Raw genomic sequence first — 24,290 nt, 5'->3', positions numbered from 1 at the left:
GGGCCGCAGGTCGGCAGCACGACGGCGAGCGGAGAGGTCATGACGTACGGCGGACACGGCGGGCAGTACGGCGGACAGCAGCCGCCTCCGGGTCGCCGGCCACCGCGCGGCCCCCGGCAGCACCAGAGCGCGCAGATGCTGCCTGTTCCCGGCAGCGAGCGGGCCAGGCAGGGGCCGCCGCGCAGGCCGCCGCAGCAGACCCGCGTCGCGCCGCCGCCGCACCAGCCGCCGCCCGGGCGTGGCGAGCCGCCGATGCCGCCTGCAAGGCCGCGCAAACGCAGGCGCTGGACCTTCGGGCGGGTCGTGATGGCCTTGTTCATGGTGTTCGTGCTGGTGCTGGCCTCGGTGTGGCTGTACCTCGAGTTCTCGATCAACCGGATCGACGCGCTGCCCGAGTACGAGGGTCAGCCCGCCGCCGCCGAGGGCACCAACTGGCTCATCGTCGGCTCCGACTCCCGGCAGGGTCTCGACGCCGAGGACAGGGCGCGCCTGGCCACCGGCGACTCCGGCGGCCAGCGCACCGACACCATCATGATCGCCCATCTCCCGGACAACGACACCGCGCCCACGCTGCTCAGCCTGCCCCGCGACTCGGTGGTCGAGATCCCCGGCCACGGCACCAGCAAGATCAACGCCGCGTTCGCGATCGGCGGTGCGCCCCTGCTGGCCCGCACGATCGAGCAGGCCACCGGGCTGCACATCGACCACTACGCCGAGATCGGCTTCGGCGGGTTCGCCAACATGGTCGACGCCATGGGCGGGGTCGAGATGGACATCCCGGCCGAGATGAAGGACCCAAAGACGGGGATCACCATCCCTGCGGGCAAGCAGACGCTCGACGGCGCGCAGGCCCTGGGGTTCGTGCGGATGCGCTACAGCTCCGCCACGCCGCGCTCGGACCTCGACCGCGTCGCCAACCAGCGCAAGTTCATCGGCGCGATGGCGAGCCAGATGGCCAGCCCGGCGACGTTGCTCAATCCCTTCGACGTGTTCCCGCTGCTCGCCGACGCGCCGGACGCGCTTACCATGGACACCGACGACCACCTGCACAACCTGGTGGGGCTTGCCTGGGCCATGCGGGGCATCTCCGACGGCGGGGTGGTCACCACGACGGTGCCGGTGACGTCCAGTTCGGCGGAGTACTGGGACGAGGCGAAGTCCCAGCAGCTGTTCGACGCCCTGCGCAACGACACGCCGCTGCCGGACAGCGTGATCTACAACTAGCGCCCCGGACGGCGAGCCGAAGGGCACCGTGGGCACGCATCGGGTACCGAAGGGCACCTTGGGCGCGGCGTGACACAGGAGGCACAGATGACCGAGACGCCGGTGGCCGACGTGCTGGCCGAGCTGGCCGCGCTCGAGGACCCCAAGATCCGCGAGGTGAACGAGAAGCACGGTGACGATCACGGGGTGAACCTCGGCAAGCTGCGCGCGCTCGCCAAGCGGCTCAAGACGCAGCAGGAACTCGCGGGCCGGCTCTGGGAGACCGGGGACAGCGCGGCGAGGCTGCTGGCGTTGCTGATCTGCCGTCCGAAGGCCTTCTCGCGGGACGAGCTGGACGCCATGGTGCGCGAGGCGCGGACTCCCAAGGTGCACGACTGGCTCGTGAACTACGTGGTGAAGAAGAGCCCGCATGCCGAGCAGCTGCGCCTGGCCTGGTCCGCCGATCCGGACCCGGTGGTCGCGAGTGCGGGCTGGGCGCTGACCACCGAGCGGGTGGCCAAGCAGCCCGGCGGCCTCGATCTCGCCGGACTGCTCGACGTGATCGAGGCGGAGATGAAGGACGCGCCCGATCGCCTGCAGTGGGCGATGAACCACTGCCTTGCCCAGATCGGGATCGAGCACGCCGAGCACCGCGCCCGCGCCATCGACATCGGTGAGCGCCTGCAGGTGCTCAAGGACTATCCGACTCCCCCGAACTGCACGTCTCCGTTCGCGCCCGTCTGGATCACCGAGATGGTGAGCAGGCAGCAGGGCGCGTAGGCCGGCTCGCGCCGCGTCAGGAGGCGGTCCGGTTGTGGTGGCGCAGCACCTCCAGCGCCTTGTCGGCGTGCACGGCCATCCGCAGCTCGCTCTTGATCACGCTCAGCACGGTCCGGTCGGTGCCGATGACGAACGTATGGCGCTTCGTCAGCAGGGGCCCGAGCTTGCGGCGCACCCCGAACTGCGCGGCGACCGTGCCGTCGGTGTCGGACAGCAGCGGGAAGTCGAAGCTGTGGGCCTCGGCGAACCGGCGCTGCTTGTCCACCGGGTCGGGGCTGATGCCCACGCGATGGGCGCCCGCGTCGCGGAACTCGGCAGCCAGATCGCGGAACTGGCAGCTCTCCGCGGTGCAGCCGGGGGTCATGGCGGCGGGGTAGAAGAACAGCACGACGGGACCGGTCTCGAGAAACCCGGACAGCGTCCGGGGCGTGCCGGTCTGGTCGGGCAGCGTGAAATCGGGGGCCAGCTCTGCCTGCTTCATACCGTGACCCTAGTGTCGCGCGCCGCCAACCCGGCCGGGAGCTGTGGCGAGGCCGGCATTCCCGCCGTGTCCCGCCGTGCCCTTGACGCTGTCGCCGTGCCGAAGGTGCCCGTGGGCACCTGATGCGTGCCCGCGGTGCCCTTCGGCTCGCGGCCCGAGCCGGCATCGGCTCCCGCGGGAACGGTCCGGGTCACCGGGGCCCGTGCTGCTCGATCAGGGACCTGATCTCCGCCCCGCTCGCGGCCCGCCCGAACAGCTCACCCCGGCCCGCGACGATGCCCAGCTCACGCAGCCTGCTCGCGTGCTCGGGGGTGTGGACCCCCTCCGCGCCGATCCGCCGGATCCCCAGCTCGCAGGCCCGCTCCATGAGGGTGACGAGGTGCTTGCGGGCGCCGTCGGCTTCCGGGCCCTCGCGGGCGAGCGCGTCGACCAGGGGCCCGGACAGGATGACGTACCCGACCGGCAGCTTGTTCGCGTGCGCCAGCTCCAGGTCGGCGGCACCCGACACCGCAAGGGTGATCTTGACGTCCAGCTCGGAGAGCACCGCCAGCGCCTCCGGCACCTCGCCGCGCGGGTCGAACAGCGCGATGCTGTCGGTGCACAGGCGCAGCTTGTCCGGCGGCAGCTTCGTCTGCTCCAGTTCGGTGCGGATGATGCCGACGAGGTTGGGGTCGATGGCCATGCGGGTCGGCAGCCGCACGCACAGGTCAGGGGCCGCACTGAACTGCTCGTGCCACGAGGCGGCCTCGGCCATCGACTCGGTGAGCAGCCACCGGCCGAGGTTGGCCGTCATGCCCGTGGTGTCGGCCAGTGGGTAGAACTCGTCGGCCTTCAGCACGCCGTGCTCGGGGTGCCGCCAGCGCAGCACGGCATTGACCACGGCCACCTCGTTGCTGCCGTCGAGCTTGACCGTCGGCTGGTACTCCAGCTCGAACTCGCCGTTCTCCAGCGCGCCGCCGATGACCGCGCCGATGCCGTAGCGGCGCCGGTCGAGGTGGTCGAGGTCCGGCTCGAACAGCATCCACTGGGCGCGGCCGTTCTCCTTGGCCCTGTGCAGGGTGATCTCGGCGGCCCTGTGCAGATCCTCCTGCGTCTGGCCCGCGGCGTCCTGCACCACGATGCCGACGCTGACGCTCACGGCGACGCCGTTGCCGTCGACGTAGCAGGGCTCGGCGAGCTCACGCATCGCGTCCTCGACGAGGTCGATCACACCGGCGCTGGACAGCTCGCCGTGCATCAGCACCGCGAAGCCGTCGCCGGACAGCCGCGCCACGAACGCGTCGTGCCCGGCGAACGCCGCCGCCAGTGTGCGGGCGACGTGCCGCAGCACCTCGTCGCCCGCGCCGGGCCCGAGCCCGTCGTTGACGACCTTGAAGCCGTCGATGTCGAAGTAGATGAGCGCCAGCTGGCCGTCGCCGGGCGCGGCCAGCGTCGCCTCCAGCTTGTTGACGAAGCTGCTGTGGTTGGGCAGCCCGGTGAGCGGATCCTGCACGTTCTGCCTGCGCAGCGTGTCGCGCAGCAGGTGCAGCTCGCTGACGTCCTCCACGATCAGCACCGGGTACAGCGAGCCCTCGCGGTCGCCGGGCAGCCCGGCGATGGTCACGTTCGTCCTCAGCGGACCGTCCTCGACGTGGTCGAGCTCCAGCTGCTCGCGGTGCCGCTGGCGGCCGTCGGCACGCAACTCGGCGAAGGCGGAGCGGATCGTCTCCGCCTCGTGCTCGGTGGCGGCGAGCGCGGCCGCGTCCGTTCCGGCGAGATCCTCCGGTTTGTGGCCGAGGATGCGCGTGAACGCCGGGTTCACGTCGAGGATGCGCCCGTCCTGATCCGTCAGCGCCACCCCGTGGGGTGACGCTGAGTAGAGTGTCGCGAGCCGGTGCACCGCCGCGTCCCTGGCCGCCTCTGCTTCGGCGCGTGCCTCGGCGGCGACGGCGGTGAGGATCCGTTCGAGTTCGTCGGCGGGAAGCTCGACACCGTTCGTGTCGGCGAGCCGCGCCGCCCAGCGGCGGGCGAGCCCCGTTGTCCCTGGTGTGTCACCAGGTTCCGGCACCGTGCACCTCTCCAGAAAGCGTTGAAGGCCAGCTCGGTGCCCTCGTGGTCGGCTGTGGCAGGCCACGACGAGACCGAGTTGGCCAGGAGCCCTGCCACAGCATCATGCACGACACAGGGTGTCTACCGGCTGGAAGGGTGGTTCTCCGACCGGCGGGGATCACTCTCCGTCATCGCAGGGGGTGGAGATCAACAGGCAGCCCGTCGACCGGCACCGGCAGCGACACGTAGTCCCAGCGGACCCGGTAGCCGTCCGGGACACTCCAGCGGAAGGTGCGCAGCATCTCGTGCAGCAGGGCCTTCACCTCGAACATGCCGAAGTGCATGCCGATGCACTTGTGCGCGCCGCCGCCGAACGGCATCCACGCGTAGCGGTGGGCCTTGTCCTCCCGGCGCGGCTCGGCGAAGCGTTCGGGGTCGAAGGTGTGCGGGTCGGTCCAGTGCCGCGGGTCGAAGTGGTTGATCGACGGCGAGATGCCGACCAGTGTGCCCGCCGGGATGTAGTGGCCGAGCACGTCGGTGTCGGCGACCGTCTTGCGGGACATGCTGGGCACCGGCGCCACCAGCCGCAGGGACTCCTTGATCACCAGGTCGAGGGTCCGCAGCCGGTCGAGCGCGGCGGCGTCGGGCGCCTCGGCGCCGAGGGCCAGCGACTCCTCCCTGGCCCGTTCCTGCCATTCGGGGTGCTTGGCGAGGTAGTAGGCGGCGGCCGAGCTCGTGATCGTGGACGTGTCGTGGGCGGCCATCATGAGAAAGATCATGTGGTTGACGACGTCGGCGTCGGAGAACCGCTCGCCGTCGTCGGCCGTCGCGTGGCACAGGGCCGAGAACAGGTCGTCGCCGTCGGCCGCGCGCTTGGCCGGCAGGTGAGCGGCGAAGTAACGCTCGAGCACGCGCCTGCCGTTGAGCCCGGCCCGCCACCGGCCGCCGGGAACGGGGTAGCGCACGACCGAGGTCGCCGCGCGCACGCAGTCGACGAACGCCCTGTTGATCCTGAGCGCGTCGCCGCCGCTGCGCATGTCCATGAACACGCGCGTCGCCACGTCGAGGGTGAGCTGCTTGAGCGACCAGTACAGGCGGGGACGCGGGGTCGCCGCCCACGCGGCGACCCCGGCCCGCAGGGTGGGAGCCATCGCCTCGACGTAGCCGTGCAGCCGGTCGCGGGTGAAGGCCTCCTGCATGATCCGCCGGTGGGCGTGGTGCTCGCCGAAGTCCAGCAGCATGAGCCCGCGGTGGAAGAAGCGCTCGATGAAGAACCGCCAGCCCTCCTGGGAGAACGCCTTGTCCTTGTTCACGAGCGCGAGCTGGGTGGCTTCCGCGCCGGTGAGCGTGACGATGCGCCTGCCGAAGGCGCCCGACCACCACACCGGCCCGTAGCGCTCGTAACGGCGCAGGCCGTAGTCCACGCCGTAACGCATGAGCCGCAGCGTGTGCCCGATCACCGGCGGGCCCGCGTCGCCGAGCACGGGCTTGAGCCCGCTGCCCGGCGGCGGTGGCGCCAGCTCGCCCTCGGGCCAGCGCCTGGCGAGGATGCGCTCGTCGACGGCGCGGGGCAGGGGCAGCGCCGTGAGCGGTGGCATCCGTTCGCGCAGCGTCTCGGTCATCCTGTCGACGGCTGTCACCATGGCGACCCTCTCCTCGCTGAGCCGGTCCCCACGGTCCCGCACTATTGGCAGGCTGACAAGAGGGGTCCCCCGGAAGGGCGCCCGCCCTGTGGAGCGGGGACTCAGTCCCAGTCGAGCGCGGCGCCGCTCTGGTACTCGATCACCCTCGTCTCGAAGAAGTTCTTCTCCTTCTTCAGATCCATGGCCTCCGACATCCACGGGAACGGGTTCTCCCGCTCTCCGAACGGCGGCGCCAGCCCCAGCTGCTGGGCGCGCCGGTCGGTGATGAAGCGCAGGTACTGCTCACAGGCCTGCGCCGTCAGCCCGAGCATGCCGCGCGGCATCGTGTCGCGGGCGTAGGCGACCTCCAGCTCGCACGCCTCGGCCAGCATGCCCCGCACCTCGGCCTGGAACGCCTCGGTCCACAGGTGCGGATTCTCCAGCTTGATCTGGTTGACGCAGTCGATGCCGAAGTTCAGGTGGATCGACTCGTCCCGCAGGATGTACTGGTACTGCTCGGCGATGCCGACCATCTTGTTGCGCCTGCCCAGCGACAGCACCTGCGCGAACCCGGTGTAGAACCACATTCCCTCGAACACCACGTAGAACGCCACGAGATCGCGCAGGAACGCCTGGTCGGCCTCGGCCGTACCGGTGGCGAAGTCCGGGTCCTCCAGGTGCTGCGTGTAGCGCAGGGCCCAGGCGTCCTTGTCCGCGATCGAGGGCACCTCGCGGTAGGAGTTGAACAGCTCGCCCTCCTCGAGGCCGAGGCTTTCGCAGATGTACTGGAAGGTGTGCGTGTGCACGGCCTCCTCGAACGCCTGCCGCAGCAGGTACTGCCTGCACTCGGGGTTGGTGAGGTGCCGGTAGACGGCCAGCACGATGTTGTTGGCCACCAGCGACTCGGCGGTGGCGAAGAAGCCGAGGTTGCGCTTGAGCATCAGCCGTTCGTCGGCGGTGAGCCCGCCGGGCGACTTCCACAGCGCGATGTCGGCCTGCATGGACACCTCGGTGGGCATCCAGTGGTTGCTGCATCCGGCGAGGTACTTCTCCCACGCCCAGCCGTACTTCAGCGGCAGCAGCTGGTTGACGTCGGCGCGGGCGTTGATCATCGCCTTGTCGTCGACGCTGACGCGGGCTGCGCCACGTTCGACGGTGAATCCCTGCATGGTCGTCACGGGTGGTCGTCCTCCTACTGGCAGGCTTCGCAGCCGGGGTCGTCGATGCGGCAGGCGTCCGCGCCGGCCGGCGGGCTCGCGGGCACGGCGGGGGAGACGGCGTTGAGCCTGCCGTCGGTGCCGTGCAGCGTGCTCTTCTCCACGTGCGTCGCCGACTGGGTACGCAGGTAGTAGGTCGTCTTCAGGCCCTTGTGCCACGCGTGGCGGTAGAGCTCGTCGAGCTTGCGCCCGCTCGGCGCGGCGAGGTAGAGGTTCAGCGACTGCGCCTGGTCGATCCACTTCTGCCGCCGGGAGGCGGCGTCGACGAGCCAGTGGCTGTCCACTTCGAACGCCGTGGCGTAGAGCCGTTTCACCTCGTCCGGCACCCGGCCGATCTCGCCGAGGCCGCCGTCGTGGAGCTTCAGGTCCGACACCATCTGCTCGTCCCACAGTCCTCGTCGCTTGAGCTCGCGCACCAGGTGCGGGTTGACCACGGTGAAGTCGCCGGACATGTTCGACTTGACGAACAGGTTGCGAAACAGCGGCTCGATCGACTGGCCGACCCCGCAGATGTTGGAGATCGTGGCCGTCGGCGCGATCGCCATGACGTTGGAGTTGCGCATGCCGGTGGTGCGCACGCGCTCCCGGAGCTCGTCCCAGTCCAGCGTGGACGAGAAGTCCACGTCGAGCGCGTCGCCCTCGCGCGCCTCGGCGAGCAGGCGCAGCGAGTCGATGGGGAGAATCCCCCGGCTCCACAGCGATCCCTCGAAGCTCTCGTACCGGCCGCGCTCCCGCGCCAGCCGCGACGACGCGGCGATGGCGTAGTAGCTCAGGTGCTCCATGCTGCGGTCGGCGAACTCCACCGCGGCCGGTGAGGCGCTGGGCAGGCCCAGTTCGAACAGCGCGTCCTGGTAGCCCATGATGCCCAGCCCGATGGGGCGGTGCCGCAGGTTCGACGCGGCGGCCTCCGGGATGGTGTAGAAGTTGATGTCGATCACGTTGTCGAGCATGCGCACCGCCGTGGTGACGGTCCGCTGGAGCAGGTCGGTGTCCAGCCCCTCCGCCGTGACGTGCCGCGCCAGGTTCACCGAGCCGAGGTTGCACACGGCCACCTCGTCGGCGTTGGTGTTCAGCGTGATCTCGGTGCACAGGTTCGACGAGTGGACCACCCCGGCGTGTTGCTGCGGCGAGCGCAGGTTGCACGGGTCCTTGAACGTGATCCACGGGTGGCCGGTCTCGAACAGCATGGTCAGCATCCGCCGCCAGAGGGTCACCGCGCGCACGCGGCGGAACACCCTGATCTCGCCCCGGTCGGCCGCGGCCTCGTAGGCGCGATAGCGCTCGGCGAACGCCGTGCCGTAGAGGTCGTGCAGGTCGGGCACCTCGTCGGGGGAGAACAGCGTCCACTCGGCGTCGGCCTCGACCCGGCGCAGGAACTCGTCGGGCACCCAGTTGGCCGTGTTCATGTCGTGGGTGCGCCTGCGGTCGTCGCCGGTGTTCTTGCGCAGGTCGAGGAACTCCTCGACGTCGATGTGCCAGGTCTCCAGGTACGCGCACGCCGCTCCCTTGCGCTTGCCGCCCTGGTTCACCGCGACCGCGGTGTCGCCCGCGATCTTGAGGAACGGCACGACGCCCTGCGACTGGCCGTTGGTGCCCTTGATGTGGGCGCCGAGGCCACGCACCGGGGTCCAGTCGTTGCCCAGCCCGCCCGAGTACTTCGCCAGCAGCGCGTTGTTGCGATAGCCCTGGAAGATGGCGCCGAGGTCGTCCTCGACCGTGGTGAGAAAGCACGACGACAGCTGCGGGCGGGTGGTGCCCGCGTTGAACAGCGTCGGCGTCGACGCCATGAAGCGGAACGTCGACAGCAGGTCGTAGAACTCGACGGCCCTCGCCTCGCGATCGTCCTCGCGCAGCGCCAGGCCCATCGCCACCCGCAGGAAGAAGGCCTGCGGCAGCTCGAACCGCGTGCCGTCGTGGTGCAGGAAGTAGCGGTCGTAGAGTGTCTGCAGGCCGAGGAAGCCGAGCTCGAGGTCGCGTTCCGGGCGGAGTGCGGCGGTGATCCGGTCGAGGTCGAACGTCGCCAGTTCCGGGCTGAGCAGCTCCAGCTCGATCCCGCGCCGCAGGTAGTCGCGGAAGTAGTCCGCGTAGCGGCCGGCCATCTCCTGCTGTCCTGCCTGCGTCGGCGTGCCCGCGAGGTGGCTCAGCGCCTCGGTGCGGGCCTTGTCCAGCAGCAGCCTGGCGCTCACGAACGAGTAGCCGGGCTCCTGCTCGACGAGTGTGCGCGCGGCCAGTACCGGCGCGAGCGCGAGCTCGTCGGCGGTGATGCCGTCGTAGACGTTGCGGCGCAGTTCGGCGAGCACGGGCTCGGCCGAGACGTCGGCGAGCCCGGCGACGGCCTCGCCGACGACCCGGGTCACCCGGTCCCAGTCGAGGGGCTCGAGGCCCCCGGCGGTGGTGCGGATCCGCAGCGCGGAGTCCGTGGTCCCGGCCGCGGCGGGCGGCCGGGGGGTGGTTTCGACAGACATGCACGACTCCTGAAAAAGGGTGCGTTCGGCCGGCCTGCCGGCGCGGGCCGGCAGGCTGACCCGGGTACGCGATCAGCTCACGACGTCCGGCGGCATACCCCCGCCGCCGGTGATCAGGAGACTACATGTTGGGGGTGAAGTTTGCTCGACACCCAAGATGTGGCGTGTCGGGGTGTTCCACGCCACGTCCCGAACTCAGCCGATCGTGAAGTCGGAGAGGTTGACGCGGCGGGTGCGCCTGCGGTATTCGAAGGTCCGGCCCGGCCAGTTGGTGACCACGCGGCCGTGCTCGTTGCGGTACCAGCTGCTGCACCGGGTCCACACCGAGCGGGCGAGCCTGTCCTGCACCTCGGTGTCCCAGGCCTGCTCGGACTCGGGGCGCACGTCGAGGCAGCGGCCGGGGTGGGCGTTCAGCAGGCGGACCGCGTCGCGGATGTAGCGGGCCTGGCTCTCCAGCATGTAGATGATCGAGCCGCCGCCGAGGTTGGTGTTGGGCCCGTACATCAGGAACAGGTTGGGAAACCCGGGAACCGTGATGCCCAGATGCGCGCGGGGTCCCTCGGCCCACGCCTCGGACAGCGACCGGTGGCCGAGTCCGTGGATCTTCAGGTGTGCCAGCATGTCCTGCGTCGCGAACCCGGTGCCGTAGATGATGACGTCCGCCTCGTGGTGCGTTCCGCCGGCGGTGCGCACGCCCGTCGGGGTCACCTCCGTGATGCGCTCGGTGACGAGTTCTACATTGGACCGCGTGAGTGCGGGCAGGTAGTCGTTGCTGAACAGCACGCGCTTGCAGCCCAGCGCGTAGTCGGGGGTGAGCTTGCGGCGCAGTTCGGGGTCGGCCACCTTCTCGCGCAGGTGTTTGCGGGTCTGCCGCGCGAACACCGGGGTGAAGCCCTGCCACCGGGAAAGGCACTGCTGCGCGAACTCGGCGTAGAGCCAGAAGCCGAGGCGGTCCAGTGTCTGCAGCAGCGGCAGCATCCGGAACGCCTTGTGGTGCCTGGGAGTGTAGGCGTGGTCGCGCTTGGGCATGATGTACTGCGCCGAGCGCTGGAAGACCGTGAGCCGCGCGGCCTTCGGCTGGATCTCGGGCACGAACTGGATCGCGCTCGCGCCGGTGCCGACCACCGCGATCCGCTTGCCGGTGAGGTCGCAGTCGTGGTTCCACTCGGCGGAGTGGAACCACTCGCCGCGGAAGCTGTCGATGCCGGGCAGGGGCGGCAGGGCAGGCCGGGACAGCTGACCGGTGGCCGGGATGAACGCCCGCGTCACGTACTCCTCGCCCTCGGCGGTGTGCACCCGCCACGCCGCGATGCCGGTGTCGAACTCGGCGGCGACGACCTCGCGGCCGAAGCGGACGTGGCTGAGCACGCCGTAGTGCCGCGCCGTGCGGTCGAGGTAGGCGTGGATGTCGGGCTGGGCGGCGTAGCGCCGCGGCCAGGCGAGGTTACGGGCGAACGAGAACGAGTAGAGCGGCGACGGCACATCGCAGCCGGAGCCGGGGTAGGTGTTCTCCCGCCAGACGCCACCGAGGTCGGCCGCCTTCTCGAGGACGACGAAGTCGTGCATGCCTGCCCTGCGCAGCTCGATCGCCATCGCGATGCCGCCGAAGCCCGCGCCGACGATGAGCGCGGTGGTGCGAGTGGTGGCCATGTCCGGAAAGGCTAGGTACCCCCATCCGGGTGCTCCAGGCCAGCCGCGGACAAGAAGTTGATATTTTCGGACACGTGAGTGTGCGAGCCGTGGCCGACTGGGACTTCCCGCGCGGGGTCGCGAGCGCGGCCCTGCTGGCCCGCTTCGCCGTCGAGCGGGGAATCCCCGAGCAGGAGGTGCTGGCCGGTACGGGCCTCGACGCCGCCACGCTGCACAACCCCCTCGCGCAGGTGGAGGCGCACCAGGAGCTGGCCGTCGCGCGCAACGTGCTGCGCGCGAGCGGCGCGGGCGAGGCCGAGCTCGGCCTCGCCGCGGGGCAGCGCTACCACGCGACGTCCTACGGCATCTGGGGCTACGCGGTCACCAGCAGCCGCACCGTGCGCGACGCCATGGAGCTGGCGCTGCGCTACATCGAGCTGACCTACGTGTTCTGCGTGCCGGAGCTGCGGGTCGAGGGCGAGAACGCGCACCTGCACTGCCACGACGAGAGCGTGCCCTCCGACGTGCGCGCGTTCCTGCTCGCGAGGGACATCGCGGCCATCTGCACGCTGATCCGCGAGCAGGTGGGCACGCCGCTGCGCGCGCGGGGCGTGGCGCTGCGGCTGCCCGAGCCCGCCGACGCCACACCGTTTCGGCAGGTGCTCGGCCTCGATCCGGAGTTCGGCGCGCCGCACACGAGGGTCAGCTTCGCCGCCCGGCTGCTGGACCAGCCGATGCCGCAGGCCAACGAGCACACGGCCGCGCTCTGCGAGCGCCAGTGCCGCGAGCTGCTGGCCCGGCGCCGGGAGCGCACGGGGATCGCGCGGCAGGTGCGCGACCGGCTGCTGGCCGCCGACGGGCTGCGGACCGGGATGGACGAGGTGGCGGCCGGGCTGGCGATGACGGTACGCACCCTGCGGCGCAGGCTCGCCGCCGAGGGCACCACGTTCCGCGCGCTGGTCGACGAGGTGCGGGAGGCCTACGCGGAGGACCTGCTGGCCACGCGGGGGCTGTCGGTGGAGCAGATCGCCTACCGGCTGGGCTACGGCGAGGCGTCCAGCTTCATCCACGCCTTCACCCGGTGGAAGGGCATGAGCCCGCGAGCCTACGTCGCGAGCACGCGCAGCGCGTGACAGCGGCGCGGGTGTGCCAGCACGCCCGGGGTCAGGAGCCGAAGCGCAGGCGGAAGTCCTTGAGGTGTGCCGAGAACAGGGGACGCCGGTCGGCGAGGTAGCCGAGCGGACCGTTCGGGTTGACGTTCCAGCTCGCCGAGGCCAGCATCGGCCTTCCGGTCGAACGCACCGGGGTGACCAGCGGCGTGCCGCTCATCGACTGGGCGATCGCGAACGCCGCGGGCGGGCCCACCGGAGGGCCGATCCTGGGGGAGAAGGCCGCGGTGGCGATCCAGTCGTCGCCGGCGCTGGCGGAGGCGGTGAAGGCCTTGCCGCCGGAGAACTCCAGTGTCGCCAGCTCCTTGGGGATGCCCCACAGCTCGCGGCCACCGGCGAGCGAGACCTCGCTGTCCACCCAGATCTCGGTGATGGTGCCGGTCGGCGTGCGGCCGCCGTGCACGGCCACGGTGGACAGCAGCTCGTGGTAGGACAGCTCGCCGGGCTCGGTGTAGTCGATCCAGGCGGTCACCACGATCGCGTGGCCGCGCAGCGTGACCGGCCGCACGACCGTGGGCACGCGGGGCAACGAGGCCCGCGGCACCGTCCACACCGACAGGTAGGCGTCGCCTGCGAGGTTCCAGGGCTGTGGCGGGTAACCGGACATGATCGTCAGTCCTCTTTCGAGCTGGTGTGCCGAGTCGTGAAGGCGCGCCGGAGGCCGCCCGGCGGCGAGCCGAAGGGCACCGTGGGTACCCACCAGGTACCCGAGGGGCCCGTGGGCTCGGAAGCGGGGGTGGCCACGGCTCAGTCCTCCTTCCACGGGAGGAAGGCGGGCAGGTCGGAGCCGACCCGGAGCCGGAACTCGGGTGGGCGCTTCTGCAGGAACGACAGCACGCCCTCCACCGAGTCCGGGTTGGTGGCGATGCTGGCGATGAGCTGCGAGTCCACCTCGTGCACCGGGAAGGGGGAGTCCATGTTGGACATGCGGTACAGCAGCTGGCGGGTCACGGCCACCGACACCGGCGCGGTGTTGGCGGCGAGGTCGGCGGCGAGTTCGTAGGCGGCGTCGAGCAGCCGCTCCGGCTCGTGGACGCTCTGCACGAGTCCGGCCGCGTGCGCCTCCTCGGCGTCGAACACGCGCCCGCTGATCATCCAGTCCATCGCGCGGCCGAGGCCGACCAGCTTGGGCAGAAACCACGCGGAGGCGCCCTCGGGGTAGATGCCGCGCCGGACGAACACGAAGCCGAACCGCGCGTCGGTGGCGGCGAGCCGGTAGTCGGCCGACAGCGTGATGGTGATGCCACCGCCGATGGCCGCGCCGCGGATGGCGGCGATCACCGGCTTGTTCATCGTGAACACGCGCTTGGAGACCCGGCCGGCCGGTTCCTGCCACTGCGTGCCGGGCTCGGTGGAGTCGAAGTCGAAGCCGCCCTGCGACAGGTCGGCACCGACGGAGAAGTCCGTGCCCTCGCCGGTGAGCACCACGACGCGCACGTCGTCGTCGGCGTCGGCGCGGCCGAGCGCGTCGGCCAGTTCGTCGGCCATGCGCACGGTGTAGCCGTTGCGGGCGTGCGGCCGGTTGAGCGCGACCGTCGCGATCCGGTCGGCGGTCCGGTACGTGATCTCGGTGTACTCGGCGTGCTCGGCCACAAGGGTCTCCCGGTGTCGTCGTTGACCTCACGGTATTGCACCACAGGGTTACTGGCAACGCGCCAACAAGCACGAAACAATCAAGCGTGCTTGATTTTTCGGCGGGCCGGTGCGAGGCTGCGGGCAGGCTCGAGGAGGTGCTGGTGTGGCGGATCTGAACGCGGTCCTGGACGATTTGGACGCGGAGAGCGGGGAGGTCGACGCGCTCGTGGTCGACCTGCCTGACGAACGGTGGTCGACGCCGACGCCCGCCGAGGGCTGGACGATCGCGCACCAGATCGCCCACCTCGCGTGGACCGACGACAAGGCCCTGCTCGCCGCACGCACCCCGGACGACTTCGGCGCCGAACTCAAACGCGCGCTCGCCGCGGGGGAGAACTATGTCGACGACGGCGCCGCCGAGCTCGCCGCCACACCGCCCGCCCGGCTGCTCCAGCGCTGGCGGGACGGCAGGGCCGAGCTGCGGGCCGCGCTCGCCGCGGTGCCGGCCGGCGAGAAGCTGCCGTGGTACGGCCCGCCGATGAGCGCCGCGTCCATGGCCACGGCGCGGATGATGGAGACCTGGGCCCACGGCCAGGACATCGCCGACGCCCTCGGGCTCACCCGCCCGCCCACGCGGCGGTTGTGGCACATCGCGCGCTTCGGCGTCCGGACCCGCGACTTCGCCTTCCAGCTCCGCTCGCTCGCCCCGCCCACCGAGGAGTTCCGGGTCGAGCTGACCGCGCCGGACGGCGACACCTGGACGTTCGGCCCCGCCGACGCCGCGCAGCGCGTCACCGGCAGCGCACTCGGCTTCTGCCTCGTGGTCACCCAGCGCCGCCACCCGGACGACACCGACGTCGAGGCCACCGGCGAGCAGGCCCGCGAGTGGCTCGGCATCGCGCAGGCCTTCGCAGGCCCGCCCGGCACGGGCAGGAAGGCGGGGCAGTTCACATGACGGGGGCGCCCACCGCAGGACTGCGCGTCGGCAACTGCTCCGGCTTCTACGGCGACCGGTTCTCCGCCATGCGCGAGATGCTCACCGGCGGGCCGCTGGACGTGCTCACCGGCGACTACCTCGCCGAGCTGACCATGCTGATCCTCGGCCGCGACCGGATGAAGGACCCCTCGCGCGGCTACGCCAAGACGTTCCTGCGCCAGCTGGAGGAGAACCTCGGGCTGGCCAAGGACAACGGCGTCACGATCGTCGCCAACGCGGGCGGGCTCAATCCCGCCGGCCTCGCCGACGCGCTGCGGGAGCTGGCGGACCGGCTCGGCCTCGACGTCACCATCGCCCACGTCGAGGGCGACGACCTGCTGCCGCGCGCCGGAGAGCTGAACCTGGGCAGCCCGCTCACCGCCAACGCCTACCTCGGCGCGTGGGGCATCGCCGAATGCCTGCGTGCGGGCGCCGACGTGGTGGTCACCGGCCGCGTCACCGACGCCTCGGTGATCGTCGGGCCCGCCGCCGCGCACTTCGGCTGGGCCCGCGACGACTACGACGCGCTCGCGGGCGCCGTCGCCGCCGGGCACGTCATCGAATGCGGTGCGCAGGCCACCGGCGGCAACTACGCTTTCTTCACCGAGCACGCGATCGGCACGCCGGGCTTCCCGATCGCCGAGATCGCCGCCGACGGCTCGAGCGTCATCACCAAGCACGACGGCACCGGCGGCGCCGTCACCGTCGGCACGGTCACCGCCCAGCTGCTGTACGAGATCGCGGGCGCCCGCTACCCCGGCCCCGACGTCACCGCCCGGTTCGACACGATCGAACTGGCCCAGGACGGCCCCGACCGGGTGCGGCTGAGCGGCGTGCGCGGCGAGCCGCCACCGCCGACGCTCAAGGTGTGCCTCAACCGCCTCGGCGGGTTCCGCAACGAGGTCACCTTCGTGCTCACCGGCCTCGACATCGACGCCAAGGCCGCGCTCGTCCGCGAGCAGCTGGAGACGGCGCTGAAGGCCAACCCGCCCGCGGAGGTGCGCTGGACGCTCGGCCGCACCGACCACGCCGACGCCGACACCGAGGAGGCGGCGAGTGCCCTGCTGCACTGCGCCGTCAAGGACGCCGACCCGAAGGTGGCCGGGCGCGCGTTCAGCGGTGCGGCCATCGAACTGGCGCTGGCCAGCTACCCGGGCTTCCACGTCACCGCACCGCCGTCGGACGCCTCGCCGTACGGCGTCTACACCGACGCCTACGTCGACGCCCGCGAGGTGCCGCACGTGGCGGTGCTTCCGGACGGCACGCGCGTGGACATCGCGGCCGCGACCGAGATCCGCGCGCTGTCCGACGTCGACGATCCGGCACTGCCCGAGCCGCTGCCGCAGGGGCCTGCCCGGCGCGCACCGCTGGGCCTCGTCGCCGGGGCGCGCAGCGGGGACAAGGGCGGCAGCGCCAACGTCGGCGTGTGGGCGCGCACCGACGAGGCGTGGCGCTGGCTCGCGCACACCCTCACCACCGCCGAGCTGCGCACGCTGCTGCCGGAGACCGCGGAGCTGCCCGTGCGCCGGTACCTGCTGCCCAACCTGCGCGCCGTGAACTTCGTCGTGGACGGCCTGCTCGGCGAGGGCGTGTCGTCCCAGGCGCGGTTCGACCCGCAGGCCAAGGCGCTCGGCGAGTGGCTGCGCAGCAGGCAGGTCGACATCCCGGAGGTGCTGCTGTGACCGACCCGTTCGCCACCCCGGAGCGGCTCGCGCTGCGCAAGACCGTGCGCCGGTTCGTCGAAGCCGAGGTGCTGCCGCATCTGGACGGCTGGGAACGCGCGGGCGAGCTGCCCAGGGACCTGCACCGCAAGGCTGGCGAGACCGGGCTGCTCGGCGTCGCGTTTCCCGAGCACGTCGGCGGCGGGGGCGGCGACTACCTCGACGCGCTGACCGTCACCGAGGAGATCCACTACGCGGGCGGCTCCGGCGGGCTCATCGCCTCGCTGTTCACGTGCGGCATCGCGGTGCCCCACATCGCCGAGGCCGGTGACGCGCGGCAGATCGACCGCTGGGTCCGCCCCACGCTCGCCGGGGAGCTGATCGGCTCGCTGGCCGTCACCGAGCCCGACGGCGGCTCCGACGTCGCGTCCGTGCGGACCACGGCCCGCCGCGAGGGAGACCACTACGTCGTCAACGGCGCGAAGACCTTCATCACCTCCGGCTGCCGTGCCGACTTCGTCACCACCGTGGTGCGCACCGGCGAGCCGGGCGCGCACGGGCTGTCGCTGCTGGTGGTGGAGCGCGGCACGCCCGGGTTCACGGTGACCCGCAAGCTGGACAAGATGGGCTGGCACTGCTCGGACACCGCGGAACTGTCGTATGCCGACGTCCGCGTGCCCGCCGAGAACCTGGTGGGCGCGGAGAACAGCGGGTTCGCCCAGGTGGCCACCCAGTTCGTCACCGAACGGCTCTCGCTGGCCGTGCAGGCCTACGCCACCGCGCAGCGTGCGCTCGACCTCACCGTCGAGTGGTGCCGCCTGCGCGAGACGTTCGGCAGGCCGCTCATCTCCCGCCAGCTGGTGCAGCACAAGCTCGTCGAGATGGCGCGGCGGGTGGACGTGGCGCGCACCTACGTGCGGCAGGTCGCGCTGCGGCACGTGGCGGGCGAGGAAGTCATCGCCGAGGCCTGCTTCGCCAAGAACACCGCTGTCGAGACCGGCGAGTGGGTGGTCAACGAGGCCGTGCAGCTGCACGGCGGGCTCGGGTACATGGCCGAGTCCGAGGTGGAACGCCACTACCGGGACATGCGCATCCTCGGCATCGGCGGTGGCACGAACGAGATCCTGGCCGGACTGGCGGCGAAACGATTGGGGTACACGTCGTGACGATGTTGCGGTCGCGTTTGGACACGGCGGGCGAGGACTACGCCGCGTACCGCGAGGCCATGCTCGGCAAGCTGGCGGAGCTGGAGGCAGAGCACGCGAAGGCCGTCGAGGGTGGCGGAGAGAAGTACGTCGCCCGCCACCGCAAGCGCGGCAAGCTGCTCGTGCGCGAGCGGATCGAGTTGCTGCTGGACGAGGACGCGCCGTTTCTGGAGCTGTCGCCGCTGGCCGGGTGGGGCAGCGACTTCCACGTCGGCGCCAGCGTCGTCGCCGGGATCGGCGTGGTCTCCGGCGTCGAGTGCATGATCATCGGCAACGACCCGACCGTGCGTGGCGGGTCGAGCAATCCGTGGACGACGCGCAAGATCTTCCGTGCCGCCGACATCGCGCTGGAGAACCGGCTTCCCGTGATCAACCTGGTGGAGTCGGGAGGCGCCGACCTGCCGACCCAGAAGGAGATCTTCATCCCCGGCGGGCGGCTGTTCCGCGACCTCACGCGGCTGTCCGCCGCGGGCATCCCGACCATCGCCCTCGTCTTCGGCAACTCCACCGCGGGTGGCGCGTACGTGCCGGGCATGTCGGACCACGTGGTGATGATCCAGGAGCGGTCCAAGGTGTTCCTGGGCGGGCCGCCGCTGGTGAAGATGGCCACCGGCGAGGAGTCCGACGACGAGTCGCTGGGCGGCGCCGAGATGCACGCCCGCACGTCCGGCCTCGCCGACTACCTCGCCCGCGACGAGCCCGACGCCATCCGGATCGGGCGCGGCATCGTCGGCAGGCTCAACTGGCGCAAGCAGGGGCCCGAGCCCGCACCCGTGACGCCGCCACGGTACGACGCCGAGGAACTGCTCGGCATCGTGCCCGAGGGGCTCAAAGTCCCGTTCGACCCGCGCGAGGTGCTGGCGCGGATCGTCGACGGCTCCGAGTTCGACGAGTTCAAGCCGCTCTACGGCGACAGTCTGGTCACCGGCTGGGCGCGCGTGCACGGCTACCCGCTGGGAGTCCTCGCCAACGCGCGCGGCATCCTGTTCAGCGAGGAGTCGCAGAAGGCGGCGCAGTTCATCCAGCTGGCCAACCAGACGAACACGCCGCTGCTGTTCCTGCACAACACCACCGGCTACATGGTGGGCAGGGACTACGAGCAGGGCGGGATCATCAAGCACGGCGCGATGATGATCAACGCCGTGTCCAACAGCAAAGTGCCGCACATCTCGGTGCTCATCGGCGCCTCCTACGGGGCGGGCCACTACGGCATGTGCGGCCGTGCCTACGATCCGCGGTTCCTGTTCGCCTGGCCCAGCGCCAAGTCGGCGGTGATGGGGCCGCAGCAGCTCGCGGGTGTGCTGTCCATTGTGGCCAGGGCGGCGAGTGAGGCACGCGGCCAGGCCTACGACGAGGACGGGGACGCGGCGATGCGGGCCGCCGTGGAGTCGCAGGTGGAGGCCGAGTCGCTGCCGATGTTCCTCTCCGGAAGGCTCTACGACGACGGCGTGATCGACCCGCGCGACACCCGTACCGTGCTCGGGCTGTGCCTGTCCGCCATTCACAACAACCCCGTCCAGGGTGCCCAGTTCGACGGCACCGGCTTCGGCGTCTTCCGGATGTGACTCGCTGATGATCTCGAACCTGCTCGTCGCCAACCGCGGGGAGATCGCCCTGCGGATCTTCCGTTCCTGCCGCGACGCCGGAATCGGCACCGTGGCCGTGCACTCCGACGCCGACGCACGCGCGCCGCACGCACTGGCCGCCGACGCGGCCATCCGGCTGCCCGGCGACAGTCCCTCCGACACCTACCTGCGTGCCGGCCTGCTCGTGCGGGCCGCCCTCGACGCGGGTGCCGACGCCGTGCACCCCGGCTACGGCTTCCTCGCCGAGAACGCCGGGTTCGCCCGCGCCGTGCTCGACGCCGGGCTCACCTGGGTGGGTCCCTCGCCGGAGGCCATCGAGACGATGGGCTCGAAGGTCGAGTCGAAACGCCTCATGGCCGAGGCCGGTGTGCCGGTGCTCGCCGAACTGGACCCCGAACGCGTCACCGAGGCCGACCTGCCGGTGCTGGTCAAGGCCTCGGCCGGTGGCGGGGGGCGGGGCATGCGCATCGTGCGGGACCTCGGCGGGCTGGCCGAGGCCGTGGAGAGCGCCCGCGCCGAGGCCGCCTCGGCGTTCGGCGACCCGACGGTGTTCTGCGAGCGCTACCTGGAGACCGGCAGGCACATCGAGGTGCAGGTGCTCGCCGACGGCCACGGCGCGGTGTGGGCGGTGGGGGAGCGCGAGTGCTCCATCCAGCGGCGGCACCAGAAGGTGGTCGAGGAGGCGCCCTCGCCGCTGGTGGACGAGCCCATGCGGGAGCGGCTGTTCGACGCCGCCCGCAAGGCGGCCAAGGCGATCGACTACGTCGGCGCGGGCACGGTCGAGTTCCTCGCCCGCGACGACGGCGAGTTCTTCTTCCTGGAGATGAACACGCGCCTGCAGGTGGAGCACCCGGTCACCGAGTGCACCACGGGGCTCGATCTCGTGGACTGGCAGGTGCGCATCGCCGAGGGCGAGCGGCTGCCCGACGAGCCTCCGCAGCGCGGCGGGCACGCCATCGAGGTCCGGCTCTACGCCGAGGACCCGGCGCAGGACTGGCAGCCGCAGAGCGGCCCTGTGCACCGCTTCGCCGTGCCGGGCGTGACGGCCGAGTTCGCCGTGCGGCCCGGCGTGGCCTCCGGGCTCCGGCTGGACAGCGGCGTCGCCGACGGGTCGGTGGTGGGCGTGCACTACGACCCGATGCTGGCCAAGGTGATCGCCTGGGCGCCGACCCGCGCGGCGGCCGCGCGCAGCCTCGCGGGCGCGCTGGCCCGGGCGCACATCCACGGCCTGGTCACCAACCGCGACCTGCTGGTGAACGTCCTGCGGCATCCGGCGTTCCTGGCAGGCGAGACCGATACGGCGTTCTTCGACCGGCACGGGCTCGGCACCCTCGCCACCCCGCTCGCCGACGAGCGGGCGGTGCGGCTCTCGGCGCTGGCGGCGGCGCTGGCCGACGCGGCGGAGAACCGGCGTGCGGCACGTGTGCTGGGCGGGCTGCCGAGCGGCTGGCGCAACGTGGTGTCGGCGCCGCAGCGCAAGGCTTACGTGGTGGCGGGCGAGCGGCACGAGATCGCCTACCGGCTCGGCCGCGACGGCCTGCACGCCGAGGGCTTCGACGACGTGGTGCTGGTGGAGGCGACCCCGGAGCGGGTGGTGCTGGAGGTCGGCGGCGTCCGCAGGACGTTCGACGTGGGCCGCTACCCGGGGCTGGTGGCGGTGGACTCGCCGCTCGGCCCGGTGAGCCTGGAGCCGGAGCCGAGGTTCACCGACCCGGAGTCCGAGGTGGCCGCGGGCTCGCTGCTGGCGCCGATGCCCGGCACCGTCGTGCGGGTCGCCGTGGAGCAGGGCGCCGCCGTGCGCGCGGGTGAGCCGCTGCTGTGGCTGGAGGCGATGAAGATGGAACACCGGATCGTGGCCCCGGCCGACGGTGTGGTCACCGACCTGCCGGTGACGGTGGGTCAGCAGGTGGAGCACGGCGCGGTGCTCGCCGTCGTGCAGGGCGAAGGGGAGTGAGATGACGTCGTTCACGGAGTCCGAGGAACGGCTGGCGCTGCGCAAGGCCGTCGGCGAGCTGGCCCGCGGCTACGGCCACGAGTACTACCAGGAGAAGGCCCGCGGCGGCGGGCACACGACCGAGCTGTGGGACGAGGCCGGCAGGCTCGGCTACCTCGGCGTCGCCGTGCCCGAGGAGTACGGCGGCGGGGGCGCCGGGATCGGCGACCTGGCGGCCGTGTGCGAGGAGTTCTGCGCGGCGGGCACGCCGATGCTGCTGATGGTGGTGTCCCCGGCCATCTGCGCCACGGTGATCGCGCGGTTCGGCACCGACGAGCAGAAGCGGCGGTGGCTGCCCGGGTTCGCCGACGGCAGCGTGCGCATGGCCTTCGGCATCACCGAGCCCGACGCCGGGTCCAACTCGCACCGCATCACCACCACGGCCAAACGCGACGGTGGCGACTGGATCCTCAACGGACGGAAGGTGTTCATCTCCGGCGTCGACGAGGCCGACGCTGTGCTCATCGTCGGGCGCACCGAGGACGCCAGGACCGGCAGGCTCAAGCCCGCGCTCTACATCGTGCCCACGGACGCGCCCGGGTTCGAGTACCAGCGCATCCCGATGGATCTCGTGTCGGCGGACAACCAGTTCTCGCTGTTCCTCGACGACGTGCGCCTGCCCGGCGACGCCCTGGTCGGCTCCGAGGATGCCGCCATCGCCCAGCTGTTCGCCGGGCTGAACCCGGAACGGATCATGGGCGCGTCGTTCTCCGTCGGCATCGCGCGCTACGCGCTGGACAAGGGCGTGGCCTACGCGAAGGAGCGCAGCGTGTTCGGCGCGCCCATCGGCTCGCACCAGGGGCTCGCGCACCCGCTGGCGCAGGTGAAGATCGAGCTGGAGCTGGCCAAGCTGATGACGCAGAAGGCCGCCTCCCTCTACGACGGCGGCGACGACTTCGGCGCCGGGGAGGCCGCCAACATGGCCAAGTACGCGGGCGCCGAGGTCGCCATCCGCGCCGTCGACCAGGCGGTACAGGTGCACGGCGGCAACGGGCTCGCTTCGGAGTACGGCCTGGGCACGCTGCTCGGCGCGGTACGTGTGGGCAGGATCGCTCCCGTGAGCCGTGAGATGGTGCTGAACTTCGTGGCGCAGCACAGTCTCGGACTGCCCAAGTCGTACTAGAACGGAGCTTTTCATGAGCACACTCGCGGGCAAGACCCTGATCATGTCCGGCGGCAGCCGGGGCATCGGCGAGGCGATCGCCGTGCGCGCGGCGCGCGACGGCGCCAACGTGGCGCTCATCGCCAAGACCACCGAGCCGCACCCCAAGCTGCCCGGCACGATCCACACGGCCGCCAGGGCCATCGAGGAGGCGGGCGGCAAGGCGCTGCCGATCGTCGGCGACATCCGCGACGACGAGGCCGTCGAGGCGGCGGTGGCGCGCACCGTCGAGCAGTTCGGCGGCCTCGACATCGTGGTGAACAACGCCAGCGCCATCGACCTGACGCCGTCGGAGCACATTCCGATGAAGCGCTACGACCTGATGCAGGACATCAACGCGCGCGGGTCGTTCCTGCTGTCGCGCACCGCGATCCCGCACCTGCGCCAGTCGGCCAACCCGCACGTCCTCACGCTGTCGCCGCCGATCCGGCTCGAGGAGAAGTGGTTCCAGGCCGGTCACCTCGCCTACAGCATCGCGAAGTACTCGATGAGCCTGGTGACCGTGGGCCTCGCGGCGGAGCTGCGGGAGGACGGTGTCGCGGTCAACTCGCTGTGGCCGCGCACCACGATCGACACGGCGGCGATCCGCAACGTGGTGGGTGAACAGCTCACCAGCCGGTCGCGCACCCCGGAGATCATGGCCGACGCCGCGTACGCGATCCTGACCAAGCCGAGCCGCGAGGCGACGGGACGGTTCTTCATCGACGACGAGGTGCTGGCCGCCGAGGGCGTCACGGACCTGTCGCAGTACCGGATCGGGGACAGGGAAGAGGACCTGCAGCTCGACTTCTGGGTTGATCCGGCTTGACGACCAGGGAACCGCAGCAGGAGCGCAGCCGCACGACGCGGCGGCGGCTCATCGACGCCGCCGTGGAGTGCCTTGCCGAGCGCGGCTGGCACGGCACGACGGTGAGCGTGATCGCCGAGCGGGCCGGGGTGTCGCGCGGGGCCGCGCAGCATCATTTCCCGACCCGCGAGGATCTGGTGGTCGCCGCCGTTGCCTTCCTCGGCGAGGAGCAGATCACCGAGCTGCGGCAACGCGCGGCCGCGCTGCCGCAGGGGCCGTCGCGGGCCGGGCCGGTGGCGGAGATGCTGCTGAACCTGTTCACCGGCCCCAAGTTCCGCGCCGCACTGCACCTGTGGGTCGCGGCGTCGACCGACGAGGCGCTGCGCGAGGTGCTGGTGCCACTGGAGGCGCGCGTCGGCCGCGAGGCGCACCGGGTGGCGCTGGAACTGCTCGGCGCCGACGAGGCCCAGCCGGGCGTGCGCGAGACCGTGCAGGCCACGCTCGACCTCGCGCGCGGCCTCGGCCTGGCGAACCTGCTCACCGACGACACCAGGCGGCGCAACCAGATCATCCGCCAGTGGGCACGGATTCTCGAACCGACGGTGGCGGCGACGGCCGACTCGGCGGCGTCCTGAGCCGACGCCGCGGGTGTGGGACCGCCAGATCGATCCTGGCCTGCTGGAAGCCGCGGCCTCGCTGACCACCATGAACCGTCCGTGTCCGGACATCCCTGGCTCCTGTCCCGCGACGA

19 protein-coding genes are annotated in these 24,290 nt (G+C 71.5%); 11 read left to right on the top strand and 8 right to left on the bottom strand.

The annotated features are described in order from the left end of the window. Positions 1 to 39: 39 nt before the first annotated feature. Both BAY60_RS31385 and BAY60_RS31380 read left to right on the top strand, forming a co-directional pair. Complete coding sequence (locus tag BAY60_RS31385) at positions 40 to 1,224, top strand: LCP family protein (protein ID WP_112285027.1); 1,185 nt, start codon at positions 40 to 42, stop codon at positions 1,222 to 1,224. Between the two features lie 87 nt (positions 1,225 to 1,311). Then, complete coding sequence (locus BAY60_RS31380) at positions 1,312 to 1,983, top strand: DNA alkylation repair protein (protein ID WP_112285026.1); 672 nt, start codon at positions 1,312 to 1,314, stop codon at positions 1,981 to 1,983. Positions 1,984 to 1,999: 16 nt separating this feature from the next. Here BAY60_RS31380 and BAY60_RS31375 read toward each other — a convergent pair whose 3' ends face one another. From BAY60_RS31375 to BAY60_RS31350, 6 genes are all read right to left on the bottom strand, one after another. Continuing rightward, positions 2,000 to 2,464 carry a peroxiredoxin gene (locus tag BAY60_RS31375; protein WP_112285025.1) on the bottom strand — a complete coding sequence of 155 codons (465 nt, stop codon included), beginning with the start codon at positions 2,462 to 2,464 and terminating at the stop codon, positions 2,000 to 2,002. A gap of 190 nt (positions 2,465 to 2,654) precedes the next feature. Continuing rightward, entirely contained in the window at positions 2,655 to 4,511 is a 1,857-nt protein-coding gene (locus BAY60_RS31370) for an EAL domain-containing protein (RefSeq protein ID WP_112285024.1), read from the bottom strand. Between the two features lie 169 nt (positions 4,512 to 4,680). Next, positions 4,681 to 6,135 (bottom strand): cytochrome P450, encoded by a 1,455-nt coding sequence (locus tag BAY60_RS31365; protein ID WP_112285023.1) that lies wholly within the window; start codon positions 6,133 to 6,135, stop codon positions 4,681 to 4,683. Between the two features lie 101 nt (positions 6,136 to 6,236). Then, a complete protein-coding gene (locus tag BAY60_RS31360; protein WP_112285580.1) occupies positions 6,237 to 7,283 on the bottom strand; it encodes a ribonucleotide-diphosphate reductase subunit beta in 1,047 nt (348 codons plus the stop codon). Positions 7,284 to 7,306: 23 nt separating this feature from the next. Further along, positions 7,307 to 9,796, bottom strand: coding sequence for a ribonucleoside-diphosphate reductase subunit alpha (locus BAY60_RS31355; RefSeq protein ID WP_245992895.1), 2,490 nt, complete (start codon positions 9,794 to 9,796; stop codon positions 7,307 to 7,309). Positions 9,797 to 9,991: 195 nt separating this feature from the next. Beyond that, a complete protein-coding gene (locus BAY60_RS31350) occupies positions 9,992 to 11,446 on the bottom strand; it encodes a flavin-containing monooxygenase (RefSeq protein ID WP_112285022.1) in 1,455 nt (484 codons plus the stop codon). A gap of 89 nt (positions 11,447 to 11,535) precedes the next feature. Here BAY60_RS31350 and BAY60_RS31345 point away from each other — a divergent pair, with 89 nt between their 5' ends. Further along, positions 11,536 to 12,558 carry an AraC family transcriptional regulator gene (locus BAY60_RS31345; RefSeq protein WP_112285021.1) on the top strand — a complete coding sequence of 341 codons (1,023 nt, stop codon included), beginning with the start codon at positions 11,536 to 11,538 and terminating at the stop codon, positions 12,556 to 12,558. 31 nt (positions 12,559 to 12,589) lie between these two features. Here BAY60_RS31345 and BAY60_RS31340 read toward each other — a convergent pair whose 3' ends face one another. Then, positions 12,590 to 13,201 (bottom strand): acetoacetate decarboxylase family protein, encoded by a 612-nt coding sequence (locus BAY60_RS31340; RefSeq protein WP_211330533.1) that lies wholly within the window; start codon positions 13,199 to 13,201, stop codon positions 12,590 to 12,592. Positions 13,202 to 13,341: 140 nt separating this feature from the next. Beyond that, complete coding sequence (locus BAY60_RS31335; protein WP_112285020.1) at positions 13,342 to 14,187, bottom strand: enoyl-CoA hydratase-related protein; 846 nt, start codon at positions 14,185 to 14,187, stop codon at positions 13,342 to 13,344. 145 nt (positions 14,188 to 14,332) lie between these two features. On the opposite strand from BAY60_RS31335, the gene BAY60_RS31330 reads away from it, so the two are divergent. The 8 genes from BAY60_RS31330 to BAY60_RS31295 are packed head-to-tail and all read left to right on the top strand — an operon-like array spanning position 14,333 to position 24,174. Next, the gene (locus tag BAY60_RS31330) at positions 14,333 to 15,124 is read left to right on the top strand and encodes a TIGR03084 family metal-binding protein (protein ID WP_112285019.1); all 792 of its coding nucleotides are present in this window, start codon (positions 14,333 to 14,335) and stop codon (positions 15,122 to 15,124) included. After that, the gene (locus BAY60_RS31325; protein WP_112285018.1) at positions 15,121 to 16,827 is read left to right on the top strand and encodes an acyclic terpene utilization AtuA family protein; all 1,707 of its coding nucleotides are present in this window, start codon (positions 15,121 to 15,123) and stop codon (positions 16,825 to 16,827) included. Before BAY60_RS31330 ends, BAY60_RS31325 begins: the two co-directional genes overlap by 4 nt. Next, positions 16,824 to 17,972, top strand: a complete 1,149-nt coding sequence (locus tag BAY60_RS31320; protein WP_112285017.1) for an acyl-CoA dehydrogenase family protein — start codon at positions 16,824 to 16,826, stop codon at positions 17,970 to 17,972. Before BAY60_RS31325 ends, BAY60_RS31320 begins: the two co-directional genes overlap by 4 nt. Next, complete coding sequence (locus tag BAY60_RS31315; RefSeq protein ID WP_112285016.1) at positions 17,969 to 19,576, top strand: acyl-CoA carboxylase subunit beta; 1,608 nt, start codon at positions 17,969 to 17,971, stop codon at positions 19,574 to 19,576. The genes BAY60_RS31320 and BAY60_RS31315 overlap by 4 nt, the downstream gene beginning before the upstream one ends. Positions 19,577 to 19,583: 7 nt before the next feature. Continuing rightward, positions 19,584 to 21,551, top strand: coding sequence for an acetyl/propionyl/methylcrotonyl-CoA carboxylase subunit alpha (locus tag BAY60_RS31310; protein WP_112285015.1), 1,968 nt, complete (start codon positions 19,584 to 19,586; stop codon positions 21,549 to 21,551). A gap of 1 nt (position 21,552) precedes the next feature. Then, entirely contained in the window at positions 21,553 to 22,713 is a 1,161-nt protein-coding gene (locus BAY60_RS31305) for an acyl-CoA dehydrogenase family protein (RefSeq protein WP_112285014.1), read from the top strand. A gap of 13 nt (positions 22,714 to 22,726) precedes the next feature. Then, positions 22,727 to 23,560 carry an SDR family oxidoreductase gene (locus BAY60_RS31300; protein WP_112285013.1) on the top strand — a complete coding sequence of 278 codons (834 nt, stop codon included), beginning with the start codon at positions 22,727 to 22,729 and terminating at the stop codon, positions 23,558 to 23,560. Further along, positions 23,557 to 24,174, top strand: coding sequence for a TetR/AcrR family transcriptional regulator (locus BAY60_RS31295; RefSeq protein WP_112285012.1), 618 nt, complete (start codon positions 23,557 to 23,559; stop codon positions 24,172 to 24,174). The genes BAY60_RS31300 and BAY60_RS31295 overlap by 4 nt, the downstream gene beginning before the upstream one ends. The last annotated feature ends 116 nt before the right edge of the window (positions 24,175 to 24,290 follow it).

Source organism: Prauserella muralis, from assembly GCF_003202285.1.
GTDB classification, from domain to species: domain Bacteria; phylum Actinomycetota; class Actinomycetes; order Mycobacteriales; family Pseudonocardiaceae; genus Prauserella_B; species Prauserella_B muralis.
This window is presented reverse-complemented; position numbering and strand designations above follow the sequence as displayed.

Bases quoted from the DNA above. Each gene is read 5' to 3' on its own strand.
- BAY60_RS31385 (WP_112285027.1), top strand. From the start codon at position 40: ATGACGTACGGCGGACACGGCGGGCAGTACGGCGGACAGCAGCCGCCT.
- BAY60_RS31380 (WP_112285026.1), top strand. From the start codon at position 1,312: ATGACCGAGACGCCGGTGGCCGACGTGCTGGCCGAGCTGGCCGCGCTC.
- BAY60_RS31375 (WP_112285025.1), bottom strand. From the start codon at position 2,464: ATGAAGCAGGCAGAGCTGGCCCCCGATTTCACGCTGCCCGACCAGACC.
- BAY60_RS31365 (WP_112285023.1), bottom strand. From the start codon at position 6,135: ATGGTGACAGCCGTCGACAGGATGACCGAGACGCTGCGCGAACGGATG.
- BAY60_RS31360 (WP_112285580.1), bottom strand. From the start codon at position 7,283: ATGCAGGGATTCACCGTCGAACGTGGCGCAGCCCGCGTCAGCGTCGAC.
- BAY60_RS31355 (WP_245992895.1), bottom strand. From the start codon at position 9,796: ATGTCTGTCGAAACCACCCCCCGGCCGCCCGCCGCGGCCGGGACCACG.
- BAY60_RS31350 (WP_112285022.1), bottom strand. From the start codon at position 11,446: ATGGCCACCACTCGCACCACCGCGCTCATCGTCGGCGCGGGCTTCGGC.
- BAY60_RS31340 (WP_211330533.1), bottom strand. From the start codon at position 13,201: ATGTCCGGTTACCCGCCACAGCCCTGGAACCTCGCAGGCGACGCCTAC.
- BAY60_RS31325 (WP_112285018.1), top strand. From the start codon at position 15,121: ATGACGGGGGCGCCCACCGCAGGACTGCGCGTCGGCAACTGCTCCGGC.
- BAY60_RS31310 (WP_112285015.1), top strand. From the start codon at position 19,584: ATGATCTCGAACCTGCTCGTCGCCAACCGCGGGGAGATCGCCCTGCGG.
- BAY60_RS31305 (WP_112285014.1), top strand. From the start codon at position 21,553: ATGACGTCGTTCACGGAGTCCGAGGAACGGCTGGCGCTGCGCAAGGCC.
- BAY60_RS31300 (WP_112285013.1), top strand. From the start codon at position 22,727: ATGAGCACACTCGCGGGCAAGACCCTGATCATGTCCGGCGGCAGCCGG.